19 protein-coding genes are annotated in these 19,663 nt (G+C 75.3%); 7 read left to right on the top strand and 12 right to left on the bottom strand.

Features of this window, described 5'->3' with window-relative positions:
- Nucleotides 1-5: 5 nt before the first annotated feature.
- On the bottom strand, nucleotides 6-623 hold the full coding sequence (locus HDG68_RS04155) for a CE1759 family FMN reductase (protein ID WP_172149579.1): 618 nt from the start codon (nucleotides 621-623) through the stop codon (nucleotides 6-8).
- Nucleotides 620-1,780 carry a CE1758 family FMN-dependent luciferase-like monooxygenase gene (locus HDG68_RS04150; RefSeq protein WP_172149577.1) on the bottom strand — a complete coding sequence of 387 codons (1,161 nt, stop codon included), beginning with the start codon at nucleotides 1,778-1,780 and terminating at the stop codon, nucleotides 620-622. Before HDG68_RS04150 ends, HDG68_RS04155 begins: the two co-directional genes overlap by 4 nt.
- 307 nt (nucleotides 1,781-2,087) lie before the next feature.
- On the opposite strand from HDG68_RS04150, the gene HDG68_RS04145 reads away from it, so the two are divergent.
- Nucleotides 2,088-2,432, top strand: coding sequence for an RNA polymerase-binding protein RbpA (locus tag HDG68_RS04145; protein WP_172149575.1), 345 nt, complete (start codon nucleotides 2,088-2,090; stop codon nucleotides 2,430-2,432).
- A 136-nt stretch (nucleotides 2,433-2,568) separates the two neighbouring features.
- Here HDG68_RS04145 and HDG68_RS04140 read toward each other — a convergent pair whose 3' ends face one another.
- From HDG68_RS04140 to HDG68_RS04095, 10 genes are all read right to left on the bottom strand, one after another.
- Entirely contained in the window at nucleotides 2,569-3,321 is a 753-nt protein-coding gene (locus HDG68_RS04140; protein WP_172149573.1) for a glycosyltransferase, read from the bottom strand.
- A complete protein-coding gene (gene lnt, locus HDG68_RS04135; RefSeq protein ID WP_172149571.1) occupies nucleotides 3,318-5,057 on the bottom strand; it encodes an apolipoprotein N-acyltransferase in 1,740 nt (579 codons plus the stop codon). Before lnt ends, HDG68_RS04140 begins: the two co-directional genes overlap by 4 nt.
- A complete protein-coding gene (locus HDG68_RS04130; RefSeq protein WP_172149569.1) occupies nucleotides 5,054-6,718 on the bottom strand; it encodes an amidohydrolase family protein in 1,665 nt (554 codons plus the stop codon). The genes lnt and HDG68_RS04130 overlap by 4 nt, the downstream gene beginning before the upstream one ends.
- A 65-nt stretch (nucleotides 6,719-6,783) precedes the next feature.
- Nucleotides 6,784-9,630, bottom strand: coding sequence for a DEAD/DEAH box helicase (locus tag HDG68_RS04125; protein ID WP_172149567.1), 2,847 nt, complete (start codon nucleotides 9,628-9,630; stop codon nucleotides 6,784-6,786).
- Nucleotides 9,631-9,634: 4 nt separating this feature from the next.
- Nucleotides 9,635-10,720, bottom strand: coding sequence for a diacylglycerol/lipid kinase family protein (locus tag HDG68_RS04120; protein WP_172149565.1), 1,086 nt, complete (start codon nucleotides 10,718-10,720; stop codon nucleotides 9,635-9,637).
- On the bottom strand, nucleotides 10,717-11,493 hold the full coding sequence (tatC, locus tag HDG68_RS04115; protein WP_343037420.1) for a twin-arginine translocase subunit TatC: 777 nt from the start codon (nucleotides 11,491-11,493) through the stop codon (nucleotides 10,717-10,719). The genes HDG68_RS04120 and tatC overlap by 4 nt, the downstream gene beginning before the upstream one ends.
- A 10-nt stretch (nucleotides 11,494-11,503) precedes the next feature.
- Nucleotides 11,504-11,803 carry a Sec-independent protein translocase subunit TatA gene (gene tatA / locus HDG68_RS04110; RefSeq protein WP_343037419.1) on the bottom strand — a complete coding sequence of 100 codons (300 nt, stop codon included), beginning with the start codon at nucleotides 11,801-11,803 and terminating at the stop codon, nucleotides 11,504-11,506.
- 125 nt (nucleotides 11,804-11,928) lie between these two features.
- The gene (locus tag HDG68_RS04105; protein ID WP_172149563.1) at nucleotides 11,929-12,306 is read right to left on the bottom strand and encodes a hypothetical protein; all 378 of its coding nucleotides are present in this window, start codon (nucleotides 12,304-12,306) and stop codon (nucleotides 11,929-11,931) included.
- A 10-nt stretch (nucleotides 12,307-12,316) separates the two neighbouring features.
- Complete coding sequence (locus tag HDG68_RS04100) at nucleotides 12,317-13,294, bottom strand: helix-turn-helix transcriptional regulator (RefSeq protein WP_172149561.1); 978 nt, start codon at nucleotides 13,292-13,294, stop codon at nucleotides 12,317-12,319.
- Complete coding sequence (locus HDG68_RS04095) at nucleotides 13,278-14,315, bottom strand: helix-turn-helix transcriptional regulator (RefSeq protein ID WP_172149559.1); 1,038 nt, start codon at nucleotides 14,313-14,315, stop codon at nucleotides 13,278-13,280. Before HDG68_RS04095 ends, HDG68_RS04100 begins: the two co-directional genes overlap by 17 nt.
- Before the next feature lie 125 nt (nucleotides 14,316-14,440).
- Between HDG68_RS04095 and HDG68_RS04090 the strand changes: the two genes are divergently transcribed.
- Genes HDG68_RS04090 through HDG68_RS04065 form a run of 6 tightly spaced genes read left to right on the top strand, consistent with a single transcriptional unit; the run spans nucleotide 14,441 to nucleotide 19,661 of the window.
- Nucleotides 14,441-15,553, top strand: a complete 1,113-nt coding sequence (locus HDG68_RS04090; protein ID WP_172150313.1) for a DUF3866 family protein — start codon at nucleotides 14,441-14,443, stop codon at nucleotides 15,551-15,553.
- A complete protein-coding gene (locus tag HDG68_RS04085; RefSeq protein WP_172149557.1) occupies nucleotides 15,550-16,269 on the top strand; it encodes a DUF4129 domain-containing protein in 720 nt (239 codons plus the stop codon). Before HDG68_RS04090 ends, HDG68_RS04085 begins: the two co-directional genes overlap by 4 nt.
- The gene (locus HDG68_RS04080; RefSeq protein WP_172149555.1) at nucleotides 16,266-16,742 is read left to right on the top strand and encodes a hypothetical protein; all 477 of its coding nucleotides are present in this window, start codon (nucleotides 16,266-16,268) and stop codon (nucleotides 16,740-16,742) included. The genes HDG68_RS04085 and HDG68_RS04080 overlap by 4 nt, the downstream gene beginning before the upstream one ends.
- The gene (locus HDG68_RS04075) at nucleotides 16,739-17,722 is read left to right on the top strand and encodes an AAA family ATPase (RefSeq protein WP_172149553.1); all 984 of its coding nucleotides are present in this window, start codon (nucleotides 16,739-16,741) and stop codon (nucleotides 17,720-17,722) included. The genes HDG68_RS04080 and HDG68_RS04075 overlap by 4 nt, the downstream gene beginning before the upstream one ends.
- Complete coding sequence (locus HDG68_RS04070) at nucleotides 17,719-19,107, top strand: DUF58 domain-containing protein (RefSeq protein ID WP_343037418.1); 1,389 nt, start codon at nucleotides 17,719-17,721, stop codon at nucleotides 19,105-19,107. The genes HDG68_RS04075 and HDG68_RS04070 overlap by 4 nt, the downstream gene beginning before the upstream one ends.
- Nucleotides 19,104-19,661 (top strand): hypothetical protein, encoded by a 558-nt coding sequence (locus tag HDG68_RS04065; protein ID WP_172149552.1) that lies wholly within the window; start codon nucleotides 19,104-19,106, stop codon nucleotides 19,659-19,661. The genes HDG68_RS04070 and HDG68_RS04065 overlap by 4 nt, the downstream gene beginning before the upstream one ends.
- Nucleotides 19,662-19,663 lie beyond the last annotated feature (2 nt).

Genomic DNA, 19,663 nt, shown 5'->3' with positions numbered 1-19,663 from the left:
ACGCCTCAGGCCCCGCCGAGCAGGTCCGCGAAGTCCGGGGTGTCGCCGAACGGGTCGTCCGAACCCCGCGGCGCGGGTCGCGCCGCGACCGCCTCGGCCAGCTCACGGCCCGCCCGGGCCACCCGCCGCTGCAGCGCCTCGTCCTGGCTCGCCCAGTCGTCCGTCGCCGCGAACACCGCCGTCGGGACCACCTGGGTGCGCAGGTAGGTCAGCAGAGGGCGCATCGAGTAGTCCAGCGCCAGCGAGTGCCGCTGGGTGCCGCCCGTCGCGCCCAGCAGCACCGGCATCCCGGACAGCGAGTCCGGGTCCACGATGTCCACGAACGACTTGAACAGCCCCGAGTACGTCGTGGTGAACAGCGGCGAGACGAGGATCAGCCCGTCCGCCCCGGTGACCTTCTCGAGGACCTCCGCCAGGTCGCCCGAGGCGAAACCCGTCAGCATCGCGTCCATGATCGCGTGCGCGTGCTCGCGCAGCTCGACCACCTCGACACGGGTCTCCTGACCGGCCTCCAGCAGGGCGTCGGCGCTCGCCGCGGCCAGCCGGTCGGCCAGCAGCCGCGTCGAGGACGGCTGCGACAGGCCGGCCGTGACCACGACCAGGGTGCGGGTGGTGGTGCTCATCGCGCGACCTCCTCGGCCCGGGTGCCGGTGACGTCGTCGAACCCGTCGCCGACGTGCGTGGCACCGGCGGCGCTCGCGGCACGGGCGGCGGCGACGCGCTCGGCGTGGGTGGGCGGGTTCAGGGGCACGTCGTCGGCGGGCCGCTTGGCCTCGACGATCCGGCGCAGCTCGGGCACGATCTCCTCGGCGAGCAGGTCGATCTGCTCCAGGACGGTCTTCAGGGGCAGGCCGGCGTGGTCGATGAGGAACATCTGGCGCTGGTAGTAGCCGACGTCGTCGACGAACGCGCCGTAGCGGTCGATGACCTGCTGCGGGGACCCGACGGTCAGGGGCGTCTGGGCGGAGAAGTCCTCCAGGCTCGGCCCGTGGCCGTAGACGGGGGCGACGTCGAAGTAGGGGCGGAACTCCCGCACGGCGTCCTGGGAGTTCTTGCGCACGAACACCTGCCCGCCGAGGCCCACGATCGCCTGGTCGGCGCGGCCGTGACCGTGGTGCTCGTAGCGCTGGCGGTAGAAGCGCACCATCTGCTTGGTGTGGTGCATCGGCCAGAAGATGTTGTTGTGCAGGAACCCGTCGCCGTAGTAGGCCGCCTGCTCGGCGATCTCCGGGGAGCGGATGGACCCGTGCCACACGAACGGCGGCACGCCGTCCAGGGGGCGGGGGGTGGAGGTGAAGCCCTGCAGCGGGGTGCGGAACCTGCCCTCCCAGTCGACGACGTCCTCGGTCCACAGCCGGCGCAGCAGGGCGTAGTTCTCCACGGCCAGCGGGATGCCGTTGCGGATGTCCTGGCCGAACCACGGGTAGACGGGTCCGGTGTTGCCGCGGCCCATCATCAGGTCCATCCGGCCACCGGAGACGACCTGGAGCATCGCGTACTCCTCGGCGAGGCGCACCGGGTCGTTGGTGGTGATCAGGGTGGTCGCTGTGGACAGCGTGATGTTCCGGGTGACGCCGGCCAGGTACCCGAGCAGGGTGGTCGGGCTGGAGGCCACGAACGGCGGGTTGTGGTGCTCGCCGGTGGCGAACACGTCGAGGCCGGCGGCGTCGGCGTGCTGGGCGATGGTCATCATCGAGCGCACGCGCTCGGTGTCGTCCGGGGTCCGGCCCGTCGTGGGGTCGGTGGTCACGTCGGAGACGGAGAAGATGCCGAACTGCACGACGGGCTCCTTCCAGAAGTTTCATGCGTTTGCATGTAGCGGGCTCAACCGCACCGGTCCCCCGATTGTTCCCGACGCGCCCACCAGAGGGTGCCCGGTCGACGTGACGTCACCCACACCGCCACCGCCCGACGAGGCCTCGACTTGCGAGCGAGGCCCGTCCTGGCCAGCCTGGTCCTGCCACCGGGCCCTCGCCACCCGTCGGGACCGGTACGCTTCACCGGACCTTCACGCCCGGGCGGAACAACCGCCGTCGGGGGCGCGTTGGATCCCACGGCCCCTTACCCCTCGACCAGTGGAGGACGACATGCCCGACCGCTCCCTGCGCGGCATGAGCATCGGCAGCAAGAGCATGGAGTCCGACGAGGGCGTCGACTTCGCCCCGCGGTTCCAGGCCCACTACGACTGCCCCAACGGTCACACGATCATCCTGCCGTTCTCCACCGACGCCGAGGTCCCCCCGATCTGGGAGTGCCAGTGCGGTGGCGAGGCGCTGCTGCGCGACGCCGAGCGCCCCGAGGCCAAGCCCACCAAGCCGCAGCGCACCCACTGGGACATGCTCCTCGAGCGCCGCACCGTCTCCGAGCTCGAGGAGCTCCTCGACGAGCGCCTCGAGCTGCTGCGTTCCGGCAAGCTGCGCCGCTCGGCCTGAGCCGAGCCGGCCGCCCGCACGCCGGGCCTCCCCCACGAGACGCTGTGGGCATGAAAATTGCGGTTCTCCCGGCGGGGAGAACCGCAATTTTCATGCCCACAGCGTGCGGGTGGTCGAGACCGGTCGCGGCGCGAGGTCAGCCGCGACCGGGACGCCGCACGAGCCCGCCCAGCTGCTCGGCGCGGTACCGCAACCCCCACCGCGTCGTCTTGACCAACGCCTCGGCCACGATCGCCCGCGACATCTTCGAGCTGCCCGCCACCCGCTCCACGAACGTGATCGGCACCTCCGCCACGGATCCGCCACCGCGCAGCACCCGCCAGGTCATGTCCACCTGGAAGCAGTACCCGTGCGACTCCACCGCCGCCAGGTCCAGCGCCCGCAACGCCTCCGCCCGGAACGCACGAAAGCCCCCCGTCGCGTCCCGCACCGCGATCCCGAGCGCCACCCGCACGAAGGTGTTGCCACCCCGCGACAGCACGCTGCGGTGCCACGGCCAGTTCACCACCCTGCCGCCCGGCACCCACCGCGACCCGATCACCAGGTCCGGGGCGTCGTCGGCCGCCACACGTGCCAGCAGCCGCCCCAGCTCCTCGGGCCGGTGCGAACCGTCCGCGTCCATCTCGCACAGCACGTCGTAGCCGCGCTCCAGCCCCCAGCCGAACCCCGCCACGTACGCCGCACCCAGACCACCCTTGCCGGCACGGTGCAGCACGTGCACCCGCACGTCCCGCTCCGCCACCTCCTGCGCCCACCGGCCCGTCCCGTCCGGCGACGCGTCGTCGACCACCAGCACGTCCACGTCCGGCTGCGCCGCGCGCAACCGCTCCAACGTCACCGGCAACGACTCGCGCTCGTCGTACGTCGGGACCACCACCAGCGTGCTCACGCCACCACCTCCGCACGACCACGACGCACCCGGCCCACCAGCCCGGCCACCACGCACCCCAGCGCCAGCACACCCGCGACCCAGCCCGGCCAGTATCCCGCCCGCGTCGCCGGCGTCAGCGTCGTGCGCAACGGCAGCTCCGCCACCACCTGGTCCGCCGTGAACAGATCCGTGCGGGCCACCAGCGTCCCGTCCGGGGCGACCACACCGGAGACACCCACCGTCGAGATCTGCACCGCCGCACGCCCCGTCGACATCGCCTGCATCCGCGTCATCGCCAGCTGCTGCGTCGACTCCGCCGTGTCCCCGAACGACGCGTTGTTCGTCGGCACCACCAGCACCTGCGCACCCCTCTCCACCGCGTCCCGCACGATCTCGTCGTAGGCCACCTCGAAGCAGATCACCGTCGCCAGCGGGACCACGCCGTCACCACGCGGCAGGTCGACCACCGCCGGCTCCGTGCCCGCCAGCATGTCCGTCGAGACCCGGTCCACCTCCGTCGAGAACAACCGCACGAAACCCCGCAGCGGGATGTACTCCCCGAACGGCGCCGGATGCTGCTTCGCGTACCGGTCCAGCACCCCCTGCCCCGACCCCCACAGCAACGACACGTTGTACCGCCCCCCGGTCTCCGGATACTCCTGCGCACCCACCAGCAGCGGCGCACCCACGGCGCTCGCGGCGTCGTCGAGGGCCGCGGCGACCTCCGGTGCCTCCTGCGGGTCGTAGCCGGAGGCGTCCTCCGGCCACAGCACCACGTCGAGCGCGACGTCCCGCTCGGCCAGCGCCGCCGTGCCCGTCAGGTGGTTGTCCAGCACCGCGGACCGGTTCGCGAACGCGTCCCGGCCCGGGTCCGGCACGTTGCCCTGGACGGCCCCAACGGTCAGGACCGGTCCGGCGGTCTCGTGCGTCGCCGTGCCCGCGTCCACGACCTGCTCGTCCAGGTCCTGCGTCGCGACGGGGTCGGCGTCGGCGGCCGGCAGCGGCAGCGCGGCCGGTGCCAGGACGAGGAGGCAGGCCACGCCGGTCAGCACGACGGCGCCTGCCAGCGGCGGACCGGCGGCGGCGCCGTCGCGTGCGGCGCGCCGCACCGCCACGGCCCGGCCGGCGACCAGCACGGCGAGGACGCCGACGAGGGCGACGAGCAGGGAGACCAGGACGGTCCCGCCCAGCCACGCCGCGCGCCCGGTCGGGGCGTCGACCATGGTCCAGGCCAGCCGGCCCCACGGGAACCCGCCGAAGGGGATCTCGGCACGCCACTGCTCCACCGCGACGAAGACCACGGCGAAGGTGGCGGCGTGGCCGAGCGAGCGGGCCACCGACCCGGGGCGTGCGGCGTCGAGCCGCGCCCAGGGTGCCTGGCGGGCCCAGGTCCACAGCGCGCCGAACAGGGCGCCGAACAGCGACTCGAGGACGGCCAGGGCCAGCCACGGCACCGTGTCGGTGGCGAAGTTGGCCCACCAGATGTGCGGCAGCCAGAACGTCAGCATCGCCACGAACCCGACCAGGGCGTTCCAGCCGGCGGCCCGACGGCCGTCGCGGCGCAACGCCAGGTGCAGCAGCCCGACGGCGACGAACGCCAGCGGCCACAGCGCGGCGTCGGGGAAGGACGCCCACAGGCAGACGCCGGCGGCGACGGCCAGCAGCAGGGTCGCCGGGCGGGACGTCAGCACGCCGCGGCGCCGGTCGGCGCGAGGGGCGGTGGCGGGGCCGGCCGGCGCGGGCACGCCGCTCATCCGTCGAGCGCGTCGAACAGCACGACGCCGTCGCGCACGGTGCGCACGCACTCGGGCGCCGGGACGTCGTCGCCCAGCTCGGGCAGCAGCGGCTGCCCGGCCCGGGCCTCGGGGTTCCACTGCGACAGCCGTCCGGGGGCGGACTGCACGGCCAGGTGCTCGGCGCGCCACACGGCCAGGTGGGCGGGTGCCCCGACGCGCAGCTCGCCGGCTCCGGTGTGGTCGAGACCGGCCAGACGCCAGCCGCCGCGCGAGTGCGCACGGAACGCGGCGCGGGCGCTGATGCGCTGGGCGGGGTCGGCGTGCCCGACGGCGGCACGGACCGCCTGCCACGGGTCCAGCGGGGTCACGGGGCTGTCCGAGCCGAAGGCGAGCGGGACGCCGGCGCCGGCCAGGTCGGCGAACGGGGACAGGTTCGCGGCCCGCGGCCCGCCGAGGCGGGCGGTGTACATGCCGTCGGGTCCGCCCCACGTGGTGTCATAGGCGGGCTGGATGGACATCCCGACGCCGTACAGCAGCAGGGAGGCCAGGGCGGCGGCGTCGACCATGAGGGCGTGCTCGACCCGGTGGTGGGCGCTGCGCAGCGTGCCGGGGTCGGCCTGGGCGGCGGCGAGCTCCAGGGCGGCGGTGAGCTCGTCCATGGCGCGGTCGCCGACGGCGTGCAGCGCGCCCTGGACACCCGCGGCCGAGCAGGCCAGCAGGTGCGCGGCGATCTGGTCGGCGTCGAGGTAGAGCCGGCCGCTGCCGGGGTTCTCCGTGCGTGCGCCGGGCTGCGGGGTGTAAGGCGAGCGCAGCGCGGCGGTGCGCGACCCGAGGGTGCCGTCGACGGTCAGGTCCCCGCCGATGCCCGCCAGGAACGGCAGCTCGTCGAGCAGGGTGCGCGCGTCGTCGGGACCCGAGCACAGCTCGGCGCGGTAGGCGGTCACGTGCGGCAGGCCCGCGGCGGCGTCGGCGGTGAGCTCGGCGAGACGCGTCAGCCCCTGCCGGGTGTCGAGGTGGGGTGCGCTCATCTCGTGCACGGCGACGATGCCGCGGGCGGCCGCGGTCCGCAGCGCGGTGCGATAGGCGCGGTCGCGTCGGGCGGGGGCGAGGTCGTGGGCGGCGGCGCGGGCCTGCCCGTAGGCCTCGTCGGCCACGAGACCGCTGCCGTCCCAGGCCGGGCTGCGGTCCAGGCCGGTGCGGGTCGCGAACGAGCTGGACACCAGGGCGGTGTGCCCGTCGACGCGCACCGCCAGCACGGGCCGTCCCCCGGTGGCCGCGTCGAGCTCGTCGAGGAACGGTGCGCGCCGCTGCGGCCAGGCGTGCTCGTCCCAGCCGTGGGCGAGCAGCACCTGCCCGCCGGCCGGGTCGGACGCGTCGAGGGCGGTGGCCGCGGACGCCAGGGCCGACAGGGCGCCGGGCAGGTCGGTCACGGCCGGGGCCGACAGGTCCACCGCCTCGGCCACGAGCCCCGTCTCGAGGGTGTGCACGTGCGCGTCGACGAACCCGGGGGTGACCAGCGCGCCGTCGAGGTCGACGACGTGGTCGGCGCGTGCGGCCAGCCCGGCGGCGGTGTCCTCGGCGCCGATCCAGGCCACGACCCCGTCGTCGACGAGGATCGCCTCGGCGAACGGGTCCGCGGGGGTGTGGACGACTCCGTTGCGGTACAGGGTGGAGGTCACGACCGAGAGCCTAGAGCACCGGGCCGCCCCGCCCGCCACCGGCCGGGGTCACGATGCGACGACGATTACAGGCTGGAGTAGGCCACCACGCCGCGCAGCACCCCGTCCTGCGCGGCCCGGGCACGACGGCGCAGCTCGGGTCCGGGGGCCGCCGCGGCGAGCTGGTCGAGGACGTCGATGATCTGCTTGCACCAGCGCACGAAGTCGCCGGCGGCGACGTCCGTGCCGCGCAGCACCGTCTCGAGGCTGCGTCCCGAGGCCCACCGGTGCACGGCGTCGACCAGCCCGCCGTCGAGCGGGCCGGTGACCTCGAGGCGGTGCGCCGCCTCGAGCGCGGTGACCTCGGACCAGATGCGTTCGGTCTCGAGCAGGGCGGCCGGCAGGCGGGTGCCGTGCCCGACGGTGCTCAGCGGTTCGGACTCCTCGCGGCGTGCCGAGTACACCACGGTCGACACGGCGGCGGCGAGCTCGGCGGCGGTCAGCTCGTCCCACACGCCCTGGCGCAGGCACTCGGCGAGCAGCAGGTCGTCCTCGGCGTACAGCCGGCCCAGGCGCCGGCCCGGCTCGGAGACGGTGACGACGCCGTCGTCCTCGCGCAGGTAGCCGAGCTCGCGCAGCACCTCGCAGGTGCGGTCGAAGGTGCGCGCGATGGAACCGGTGCGTCCCTCGATGCGGCGCACCAGGGTGTCGTGCTCGCGCTGCAGCGTGGCCGCGCGGCGCGCCCAGCGCAGGTGGTCCTCCCGGTCGGGGCAGCCGTGGACCGGGTGGGCGCGCAGGTCGGTGCGCAGCGCGGCCAGGCGTTCGTCGGAGGCGGCGTCGGTGCGGCGTCGCCGGGCGGCGCTGGGTTCGCGGCCGCCGTCGTCGGCGAAGGCTCCCAGGGCGTTGCGCATGCTGGCGGCCAGGTCGCGGCGCGCGTCCGGGCGGCGGGGGTTGAAGCTCTTGGCGATGCGCACCCGCGTGACGCGGCGCACCCCGTCGGGCGTGTCCGCGAGGGTGAGGCGCTTGACCTGCTTCTCCTGGGTGAGCACGGTCGGGCGCGGGCCGTCGAACCCGCCGTCGCCGAGACCCGGGTCTAGCACCACGGCGTACCCGCGCCGCCGCCCGGTCGGCACCTCGACGACGTCGCCGCGGCGCAGCTTCTCCAGGGACGCCACGGCGTCGGCGCGGCGCTCGCCGCGGGCGGCACGCGTCAGCTCCTTCTCCCGGTCGCCGATGGCCCGCTGCAAGTCCACGTAGGCCTCGACGTCGCCGCGAGAGCAGGTCATGGCGCCCCGGTAGCCCTCGAGGGCCTCGGCGTGCGCGCGAGCCTGCTTGGCGAGGTCGACGACGCCGCGGTCGGCCTGGAACTGGGCGAACGACGTCTCCAGGACCTCGCGGGCCCGTTCGGCACCGACCTGCTCGACGAGGTTGACGGCCATGTTGTAGGTGGGCCGGAAGCTGGAGCGCAGCGGGTACAGGCGGCGGGAGGCCAGGCCGGCGAGGGCCACCGGGTCGAGGCCCTCGTGGTCGACGACGACGGCGTGCCCCTCGACGTCGATGCCCCGGCGGCCGGCGCGGCCGGTGAGCTGGGTGTACTCCCCCGGCGTGACGGGCTGGTGGGCGGTGCCGTCGAACTTGACGAGCTTCTCCAGCACGACGGACCGGGCGGGCATGTTGATGCCGAGCGCGAGGGTCTCGGTGGCGAACACGACCTTGACCAGGCCGCGGGCGAACAGCTCCTCGACGGTCTCCTTGAAGACCGGCAGCATGCCGGCGTGGTGGGCGGCGATGCCGCGGCACAGCGCGTGCTGCCAGGACCAGAACCCGAGCACGTCGAGGTCCTCGGGCGGGATGGTCATGGTGCGCTGCTCGACGACGCGGCGGATCTCGGCCTCCTCCTCGGCGTCGGTCAGGCGCAGCCCGGCGCGCAGGCACTGCTCGACGGCGCCGGCGCAGCCCGCGCGGGAGAAGATGAAGTAGATGGCGGGCAGGAGGGCGTCGGCGTCGAGCGCCTCGACGACGGCGTACCGGCGCGGGGTGCGCCGGGTGGGCTGCTGGGGCCCACCGGGTCGGTGTCCGCCGCGTCCCCGGTAGCCGCGGTCGCCGCGTCCGCGGCGCGGACCGGGCCCGCCGGTGCGTCCGTGGGTGCGGAACAGGCGGGCCAGGTCGGGGTCGATGGGCGGGTTGGTGCCCGGGTCGGTGGGGTCGACGTGCCCGGCGTACAGGTCGAACAGGCGCGGGATGCCGCGGGGTTCGGGCGGCGCGGTGATGACGTGCTGCCACAGCGGGACGGGACGACGCTCGGAGACGACGACGGCGGTGTCGCCGCGCACGGTGCCCAGCCAGTCGCCGAACTCCTCGGCGTTGGACACGGTCGCGGACAGCGACACGAGCTGGACGTGCTCGGGCAGGTGGATGATGACCTCCTCCCACACCGGGCCGCGGAACCGGTCGGCGAGGTAGTGCACCTCGTCCATGACGACGTAGGCCAGCCCCTCCAGCGCGGTGGAGCCGGAGTAGAGCATGTTGCGCAGCACCTCGGTGGTCATCACCACCACGGGGGCGTCGGCGTTGACGGAGGAGTCGCCGGTGAGCAGGCCGACGGACTGCGCGCCGTGGCGGCGCACCAGGTCGGAGTACTTCTGGTTGCTCAGGGCCTTGATGGGCGTGGTGTAGAAGGTCTTCCCGCCCTGGGCGAGGGCCAGGTGGACCGCGAACTCGCCGACGACGGTCTTGCCGGCTCCGGTGGGTGCGGCCACCAGGACGCCGCGGCCGGTCTCCAGGGCGACGCAGGCGTCGGCCTGGAAGTCGTCGAGCTCGAAGTCCAGCAGGCGCCGGAACCGGCCGAGCTCGCCGGTCGCGTCGGCCTGGTCACGTGCGGAGCGGGCCCGGGCCGCGGCGTACCGCTCGGCCGGGCTCAGGTCGGCCGTCATGCGGTCAGCCTACGGTGCCGGGCCCCGGCGGGCCGAGGTGCGCGCCGGGCGCGCCGGACGGGCCGCGGGTGTGCGGTGGGACGAGCACGCCCAGCGCCCCGGACACGGCCCGCACCTGCACCGGCAGGGGTGCCAGGGGTTCGCCGTCGCCGTGGGCGAGCGGGTGCCCGCCGCTGGCGGGGTCGTGCGGGCCGGCGGTGATCCGCACGGCGGCGGCGCGCACCACGTGCACGTCGCGGCGGCGCACGTGCCTGCCGGTGAACATGCTGGGGAAGATGGTGGCCGCGCCGCGGCGGGTCAGCACGGGTGCGACCAGCACGTCGAGCAGCCCGTCGTCGACGACGGCGGCTGGTGCCACGCGGATGCCGCCGCCGATGCGGTCGGTGTTGGCCGCGGTGACCACGGCCGCGCGCCCCGCCCAGCGGGCCGTCGACGCGGTGGAGTCGCCAGCGGCGGCGGTCAGCGGCAGTCCGCCGTCGTCCACGACCCCGTCGAACTGCAGCCGGTACGCCCAGGCGCGGAACGCGGCGATCTCGGCCAGGGCCGCGAGCGTGTAGCGGGCGGCGCCCCGCGGTCGGCGCATGGCGTTGGCGCGGGCGTTGACGGCAGCGTCCAGGCCTGCCGAGACGGCGCCCGCCACCCAGCGGGTGCGTCCGCCCGTGCGGACCTCGACGGCGTCGACCCGGCGGACGCTGCCGGCGGCCAGCGCCGCGCACACGTCGGCGACCTCGGCGCCCGTGCTGCGACGCACCAGGCCCAGGCAGGCCGCGAAGTCGTTGCCGGTGCCGACCGGCACCACCCCCAGCGGTGTGCTGGTGCCGGCCACCGCCTGCAGCCCGAGGTGGACCATCCCGTCCCCGCCGACCACCACCAGGGCGTCGAGCAGGCCCGCGGCGCTCAGCCGGGCGGCCGCGGCGACCGCGTCGTCGCCGGAGACGTCCACGACGTCGTGGCCCTCGCCGGACAGCCGCTCGCGCAGCACCGCGCCCACGCGCCGTCCCCGACCGGCGCCCGCCACCGGGTTGACCAGCACCCCGACACGTCCCCCGGAACCGGGCCCGCCGGGCCCGTCGGCGGCCGGTCGCGTCATTCGACGGGAGCGGCCACGCGCCGCCGGTCCACCCGACGGTCGTGCAGGAAGCAGATCCCCGTGGCCACGAAGTACAGCGCGCAGATCGGCCCCGCGATGCCGAACATGCTCAGCACGTCCATCGTCGGGGTCACGATCGCCGCGAACAGGAACGAGACCAGCACCGCCCAGCGCCACCCCGCCAGCCACGTCCGCGCCCGCACCGTGCCCATCAGGTTCAGCACCACCATGAACACCGGCACCAGGAACGCGATCCCGCACGCCAGGATCAGCCGCATCACGAAGCTCAGGTACATCTGGGCGCCCACGAGGTTCGCGCCCCCCTCGGGCACGAAGTCGTTGAGGACCTCCACCACGTAGGGCAGCACCGACCAGGCCAGCCACGCCCCGGCCAGGAACATCGGCACCGCCGCGCACAGGAACCCGTACACGTACCGGCGCTCCGTGCCGGTCAGGCCCGGGTTGACGAACGCGAACACCTGGTACAGCCACCACGGGCTGGACACGATCACCCCGAGGAACAACGAGACCTTGACCCGCATGTCGATCGCGGTGGCGACCCCGTCGAAGTTGAGGCCGATCAGCGCGTCACGACGCTCGGCGGCCTGCTCCAGGGGATGCATGAGCGCGTCCAGCAGCGGGTCGTACAGGATCCAGCCCAGCACGGCGCCGACCAGCAGGCCCAACGCGATGCGCACCACCCGCTTGCGGATCTCGACCAGGTGCTCGCGCAGCGGCATCCGCCCCTCGGGGTCCCGGGGGGTACGCGGCATCGCCGACCTCTCAGGTGTGCTTAGGGTCCGCCGGACCCGACTGCGGCGACTCGGTGCCCGCACCCGCCCCGGAGGCTCCCTGCGGCTCCGCGGCCCGCGCCTCGTCCTTGGGCTCGGCGTTCGCGTTCGACGCCGGACGCTCGGAGGTCGACGCGGAGTCGTCGTCGCCCAGGTCCTTGATCTCCTTCTTGAAGATCTTCAGCGACGAACCCACGCTGCGCGCCACGTCCGGCAGCCGCTTGGCCCCGAACAGCAGCACGACCAGCAGGATCAACGTGATCAGGACGGCGGGGTTTCGGAAGATACCCACGGAATTCAACTCCCAAGGCGCTCGGGCGTGCGGCCTGCACGCCACCCCAGTCTAGGCAGACGACGGCGCGGCACGGAACAGCGGCACGGTCGACGACCGGCCCCGCAGCCCGGGCCGCGACGGACTCAGCCGCTCCCCGCCCGTCGCGTCACCGCTCGCGCGGCACGCCGCCGCTCCAGCCACGTGCTCGACACCCACGTGCGCCACACCAGCGCCTGCCGCTCACGGCGCACCCCCCGGCGCGCCCCCCGGGCACGACGCAGCGCGTGCACCCTGCCCCGCAGCACCGCCCGGTCGGCGAACATCGTCGCCTCGACCGGCACCCGGTCGGCCTCCGCCGCAGCCACCGCCGCCGAGACCCGCTCCCCCGCCCGCGACAGCTCCGTGCCCGCACGGCCCGCCTCGCGCAGCAGCGCCCACCCGGCACGCACGACCGTCCACGCCAGCCACACCAGCAGCAGCACGCCACCGACCGCCAGCACCGTCCAGACCCAACCCCACATGGCGCCCAGCCTAGGCCTCGCCGTACGCCGACAACGCCGCCGACGCCGCCTCGACCACCTCGGCCGCCACCTGCGGCGGCCACACCCCCAGCACGTCCGGGGCGTTCGTCAGCACCAGACGCCGCAACCACGCCGGGTTCGTCACCCGCAACCGCACCTCGAACGACCCGTCCGCCAGATCAGTCACCTGCTCCACCGGCACCTCCTCGGCCACCCACCGCGCCGGCGACGCCAACCGCAGCACCGCCACCGGCGCCGACTCCCCCGCATCCGAGACGACCTGCACCACCGGATCCACGTCCACCCGCTCCGGCGGCACCCGACCCACCGCCACGTCCAGCACCTGCACCGACAGCATCCGGTCCACCCGGAACGTGCGCCGCCCCCCGGCCCGGTGACACCACGCCACCAGGTACGTCGCCCGGTCCTGCGTCAGCAGCCGCCACGGATCCACGTCCCGCACGCTGACCACGTCCGCCGCGTCCACGTACCGCAACCGCACCCGCCGCCCCGCGCTCAACGCCCGCGTCAACGCACCCAGCGCCGCCGCGTCCTCGTCCCCACCCAGGCGCACGTCCACGGCGCTCGCGGCCTCGCCGGTGGCGGCGGTGAGCTTGGCCAGCGCGGAGTCGACGACGTCGGCGCGTCCGGGGGCGGCCTGCACGGCCGGCGTGGAGCGCATGGCCCGCAGCGCGGCGACGAGCGCGACGGCCTCGCGGGTGCCGAGCCGCAGCGGGCGGGTCAGGCCGCGCGACTGGGTGAGCGTGACCATGCCGTTCTCCAGGGAGAAGGCGTCGAAGTCGATCAGGTCGTCGGGCATGTAGCCGGGTGTGCCGCTGACCCACAGCGCGTCGATGTCCTCGCGGATGCGTGCGGGGGTGACACCGAAGCGTTGGGCGAGCTCCTCGACGGGCACGGGGCCGGCGCCGTCGAGGTAGGCGACGATGCCCAGCAGCCGTACGAGGCGGTCGTCAGCGCGTTCGGCCATCAGGCTCCTCCTCCTCGGTGGTCCGGGGCAGCGCGGCGGCGGCGCGCAACCGCCGCAGCACCTCGCTGCGCAGGTCGGCGGGCTCGAGGACGACGACGGCGGCGCCGTGGCCGGCGATCTCGTCGGCCAGCGGCGTCAACGTCTTGAACGGGACGACGACGAGGTCGCGGCCCGCGGGGACGGGCGGGCCGGCGTCGGGTTCCGGCGCGCTCACGGCGCGGGCGCGCAGCGCGGTGGCCCGTTCCGGCGCCACGGCCAGGCGGGCGGTGCGCTCCGCCCCGACGCGGGCGCCCAGCGCGGCGTCGACGTCGACGTCCGCGGGGATCCGGTAGGCGTCGGGGTGCGGCCCGACGCGCACCCGCCCGTCGATGCGGGACAGGCGGAACACCCGCACCGCGTCACGGTCGAGGTCGTGCCCCACGACGTACCAGCCGCCGCCGCGCGCGGCGATGCGCCAGGGCTCGACGCGTCGGGCGCGCACCTGCCCGGTGCTGGCGGCGCGGTAGCGGAAGGTCACGACCCGCCGTTCGGAGATCGCCTCCAGCAGCGGACCGTACGCGTCGCCCGCCGCCCGCACCCGCGGCGTCAGACCCGCCACGACGTCCTCGGCGGCGTCGCCCGCACCGGCCGCCGCGAGCTTCGTCATCGCGCGCGACATGTCGGTGCGCAGCAGCTTGTCCGACCACAGCTGGGCGGCGAGGGCCACCACGCCCAGCTCGGCCGGGGTCAGGTCCACCGGTCCCAGCGCGTACGCCTCGTTGTCGATGCGGTAGCCGACCTCGTCGCTGTGGCCGCTGCCCTCCACCGTCACGATCGGCACGCCCAGGGCGCGCAGCGTGTCCTTGTCGCGCTCGAACATCCGCTCGAACGCGTCCGTCGACGCCGCCGCGCCGTAGCCGTGCACGTTGGCGCGCACCTGCTGCTTGGTCATCGCCGCGGAGGTGTTCACCAGCGCGATCACGAGGTTCAGCAGGCGTTCGTCCGGCCGGGTCGCCGGACCCGACTCGCTCCCAGCACTCATCGGCCACCACGGTAGCCGCCGGTAGGCTCCTTCGGGTGACGACAGGGCCGACGAACCGACCACAGCGCACCCGCGACGACGCCACGCCACCCGGGCCGGCGCACGTCACCTGGCGCACCGGCACCGTGACCCGCCGCGGGCACCACCATCCGGGAGCCCGCGAGCTGACGGTCCGTCTCGACGCCCCGCTGCCCGGCACCGACGTCGTCGACGTGCGGGCCCTGGCCTACACCGACCTCGTCGGCGACCCCGACACCGGCGACCGGCTGGCCCTGAACGTCTCCGCCCTGGCCCGCGGGCTCGGCACCGGCGGGTACGCCCTGGTCGCCGCACCCCTCGACACCGTGCCCGCCGACCCCGCGCCCGGCCCCGGCCACCTCGTCAAGGCCCGCTACACCCCCCTGCAGACCATGGTCCTCGGCGTCGACGAGCAGGAGTCGCCCCACCACGAGCTGCTGCGCGACGCCGACGACCTGGCCGGACTGCCCGTCGTCGTCGCCGACCTGCACTCCGCGCTGCCCGCCGTCGTCGCCGGCGCCCGGCACGCCGCCGCCACCGCCGGCCGGCCCGCCCCCCGCGTCGTCTACGTCATGACCGACGGCGGCGCCCTGCCGGCCACGTTCTCCCGCACCGTGCACACCCTGCGCGAGTCCGGCTGGCTCGACGCCACCGTCACCGTCGGACAGGCCTGGGGAGGCGACCTCGAGGCCGTCACCGTCCACACCGGCCTGCTCGCCGCCCGGCACGTCGCCGACGCCGACCTCGTCGTCGTCACCCAGGGCCCCGGCAACCTCGGCACCGGCACCCGCTGGGGCTTCTCCGGCGTCGCCGCCGGCGAGGCCGTCAACGCCGCCGCCACCCTCGGAGGGCGCCCCGTCGCCTCCCTGCGCGTCTCCGGCGCCGACCCCCGCGACCGCCACCGCGGCATCTCCCACCACTCCCTGACCGCCTACGGCCGCGTCGCCCTGCAGCCCGCCGACGTCGTCGTCCCCCACCCCGCCCCCGCCCTGCAGGAGCTGCCCGGCTGGGGAACCGAGCTCACCGCCCGCGTCCACGACCAGGCCCGCACCCTCACCCCACCCCACCGGCTCGTCCACGTCGACGCCGGCACAGACCTGCTCGACACGCTGCGCACCAGCCCCGCCCGCCTGTCCACCATGGGCCGCGACCTCGACGCCGACCCCGCCGCCTTCGTCACCGCCGCCGTCGCCGGCCAGCACGCCACCCAGCTCCCATGAACCCCCGCACCGCCCGCCACCCCGCCGTCCTGATCACCCTCGTCGCCCTCGTCCTCCTCGGCGCCGCCGCCGCCACCCCCTGGCACCTCACCGTCCCCGCACCCCTGCTGCAGCTCGGCGACGTCCCCCTGCCCCAGCAGGAGCTGCCCACCGCCAGCGCACCACCCGCCCCCGACGAACAACCCCCGCCCGACGACGACGACACCCTGCTCACCGTGCTCCTCGCCCTCGCCGCCGCCGCCGTCGCCCTCCTGCTCTGGTACGTCGGCCGCAAGGTCCTCGACGCCCTGCGCGACGACACCGAACCACCACCCCCGCCCGACCACCTCGACACCGGCGACACCCTGCCCGGCACCGACGCCCCCACCGTCCCCCTGCCCCAGATCGCCGACGCCGTCACCCGCGCCCTCGACCGCCTCGACGCCGCACCCACCACCCACGACGCCGTCATCGCCGCCTGGCTCGTCCTCGAGGACGCCGCCGCCGAGCACGGCACCCGCCGCCACCCCGCCCAGACACCCACCGAGTTCACCCAGACCGTCCTCGACGACACCCCCGCACCACCCCACGACGTCGCCACCCTGCGCCACCTCTACACCCACGCCCGCTTCACCGACCGCCCCACCCCCACCCACGACGTCGACGAAGCACGCCACGCCCTGACCGCCATCGCCCACGCCCTCGACACCCACGACACCACCCACCGCACGCCATGACCCGACGCCACCTGCCCTGGATCCTCGCCACCGGCGCCGCCCTCCTCCTCGCCGCCACCCGCACCCTCGACCCCGCACACGCCCTCCTGCTGCCCGCCGCGCTCCTCGCCACCTGGTACGCCTGGCGCGCCCTCGACCACGGCGACGAAGCCCGCTGGCCGCAACCCCCCGACCAGACCCGCGACGGCGCCCGCCACGACGTCTCCGACCTCGGCTGGGCCGCCTTCACCCGCGACGGCCGCGTCGCAGCCCGCGTCACCCGCCGCGTCCACGCCCTCGCCACCCACCGCCTCGCCCAGCACGGCATCGACCTCGACGACCCCACCCACCACGCCGCCGCCGCACACCTCCTCGGCGACGACGTCCTCACCGGCATCCGGTCCCGCCGACCGCCCACCCCCCGCACCCTGCACCACTGGCTCGACACCCTCGACCGCCTCCCCGACCACCACCCACCCGGAAGGCCCGCATGACCCCCACGCCCACCCCCCTGCCCGTCACCGACGTCGCCCACCACGCCCGCGCCGTCCTCGACGAGGTCGGCACCGCCGTCGTCGGCATGCACGAAGCCCTCGAGACGGCGCTCGCGGCGGTGCTGGCGGGCGGGCACGTCCTGTTCGAGGACGTGCCCGGTCTGGGCAAGACCCTCGCGGCCCGGTCCCTGGCGACGGCGCTGGGGCTCGACTTCGCCCGCCTGCAGTGCACCCCCGACCTCCTGCCGAGCGACGTCACCGGGTCCAGCGTGTTCGACCCGGCGACCCGCGAGTTCGTGTTCCGCCCGGGTCCGGTCTTCACGGGCCTGTTCCTGGCCGACGAGATCAACCGCACCGCCCCGAAGACCCAGTCGGCCCTACTCGAGGCGATGGCCGAGCGGCAGGTCTCCGCGGAGGGCGAGACCCGTCCGCTGCCCCGACCGTTCCACGTGGTCGCCACGTCGAACCCCGTCGAGTACGAGGGCACCTATCCGCTGCCCGAGGCGCAGCTCGACCGGTTCATGGTCCGTCTCGCCGTCGGCTACCCCGACCGCTCGCAGGAGCACGACGTCCTGATGCGCCGCGTCGCACGCCGCACGGAGGAGGCCCCCGTCCGGCAGGTCGTCGACGCCGACACCGTGCGGGCGATGCAGGCCGGCGTGGAGGCCACCGAGGTCGACCCCGACGTGGCGGCCTACTGCGTGGACCTGGCAGCCGCGACACGCCGGCACCCGTCGCTCGAGGTGGGGGCCTCCCCGCGTGGTTCGCAGAACCTGCTGCTGCTGGCGCGGGCGATCGCGGTGCTCGACGGCCGGGACTTCGTGGTGCCGGAGGACGTCAAGCGCATCGCGGTGCCGGTGCTCGCGCACCGCCTGACGCTGACACCGACGGCGTGGGCGTCGGCGGTCCGTCCCGAGGACCTCGTCCGCGAGATCCTGGCGTCGGTGGCGGGCCCCGCGACGGTGCGGGACGCGCCGTGAGCTTCGGGACACCCGCACGCTCGGCCGCCGAGGACAGGGGTCTGCGCCGCCCGGACGAGCCGGTGTGGCGTCGGACGCCGCACGGCGTCCTGGGCGTGGTGGCCGGTGTGGTCGTGCTGGCGCTCGGGCTGCTCGCCGGGCGCGCGGACGTCGCGCTGCTCGGTGTCCCGGTGGTGCTCGGTGTGCTGTGGCGCGCTCGGTCTGCCCGCGGCGAGGACGCGGAGGCGACGGCCACGGAGATCCGGCTGGCCGCGCAGGACGGTCCCACCCGTCCGGGCGAGCTGGGCGCGTCCCTGACGCTGGAGCCACCGCGGGTGGCCGAGCTCGTCCAGGTCCGCGTCGCCGCTCCCGGCCACCGACCGGTCGAGGTGACCGTCCCCGACGGCCACCGCGTCCTCGACCTGCGCCTGGCGACGGTGCGCACGGGCGCGCAGCCGACGTTCGTCGTCGACGTGCGCGGCTACGGCGACGGGGGTGCCGTCGCGGAGGACCCGGTCCGTGCGGCGGCCCCCGACCGGATCGTCCTGCCGACAGCCATGCCCCTGGGCCGGATCCCCCTGCCGTACCGGCTGCGGGGTCTCACGGGCCAGCACACCTCGCGGCGTCTCGGCGACGGCGACGAGCTGCGGGACGTGCACCCGTTCGTGCCCGGTGACCGCCTGCGTCGTATCGACTGGCGCACCACGGCGCGACGCTCGCCCGAGCTGGACGAGCTGTACGTCCGGCGCACCTACGCGACCGCGGAGGCGACCACGATGCTCGTCGTGGACTCGCGCGACGACGTCGGCCCCGACCTGCGCACGTGGCGCGGCAGCGGTGAGCAGCGCGTCGACGAACCGACGTCGCTGGACCTGGCCCGGCACGCCGCCGCCTCGGTCGCCACGGCCGTCGTGGAAGCCGGTGACCGCGTCGGCCTGGAGGACCTCGGGCGCCGGCGACGGCCGGTACCGCCCTCCGGCGGACGCCGGCAGCTGCGTCGGCTGCTGTACGGCCTTGCGCTGAGCAGCCCGGTGGGCACACCGCCGCGACGGCTGCGCGCGCCGCAGCTGCCCGCCGACGCCGTCGTCTACCTGTTCACCACCGCGCTCGACGACGAGTCCGCGCGGCTCGCGCGCACCTGGAAGGACCACGGCCACCGCGTGGTCGTGGTGGACACGCTGCCGGTGGTGCGGCCGGCGTACGGCGAGCACCTGCGGATCGCGTGGCGCATCACCGCGATGGAGCGCGAGGACCGGCTGCGCGCGCTGGTGGCCGAGGGGGTGCCCGTCGTGCCGTGGTCGGGCGCGGCGCGCTCCGCCGCCCCGGCCCGTCTGGAGACCTTGGTCCGCGCGGCGGAACGGCACCACTCGGTGCCGGTGCGCCTGACGTCGGGAGGGACGCGATGACGATGCTGGCCGAGCTGCAGGACCTGAGCCGACGTCGTCACGAGCGGCCCCTGCCCCGGGTCTCGGTGGTTCACGGCCCCTCGGTGCCGGGCGGCGTGCTGCGTGTGCTCGCCGCGCTCGCCGTCGGCGGGCTCGTGCTGCTCACCGCGGCGCGCACGTCGCTGCTGCCCGACCTGGCCCTGTCGGCCGCGCTTGTCCTCGCAATGTGGACGGCGGTCCGTCCAGGACGGGTCCCGAGCCACCTGGCGGTGGTCCTGTCGGCGGCGGTGCTGCTCGGCGCGCAGTCCGCGCCGTTCGACCCCGCCGTGCTCTGGCTCGCGCCGCTCGGCTTCCTCACCGTCCGGCTGGGCTGGTGGGCCGAGCACACGTCGTGGACCGGCCGGGTCGAGTGGGCCGCGCTCCGCGCCACCGCAGGCCGGGACCTGACGATCTGCGGCGCGACCGTGGTGCTGGGTGCGGCGGCCTGGGCGGCCGCTGCCGCGTCCGTCGGAGTGCTGGTGGTGCTCGGTGGGATCGCTGTCGTGGCGATCGGCTGGGCCTTCCTGCCACGATGACG

This window comes from Isoptericola chiayiensis (assembly GCF_013149805.1).
Lineage (GTDB): Bacteria > Actinomycetota > Actinomycetes > Actinomycetales > Cellulomonadaceae > Isoptericola > Isoptericola chiayiensis.
The sequence above is the reverse complement of the archived record's forward strand: the minus strand, read 5'-3'. Positions and strand labels throughout refer to the sequence as shown.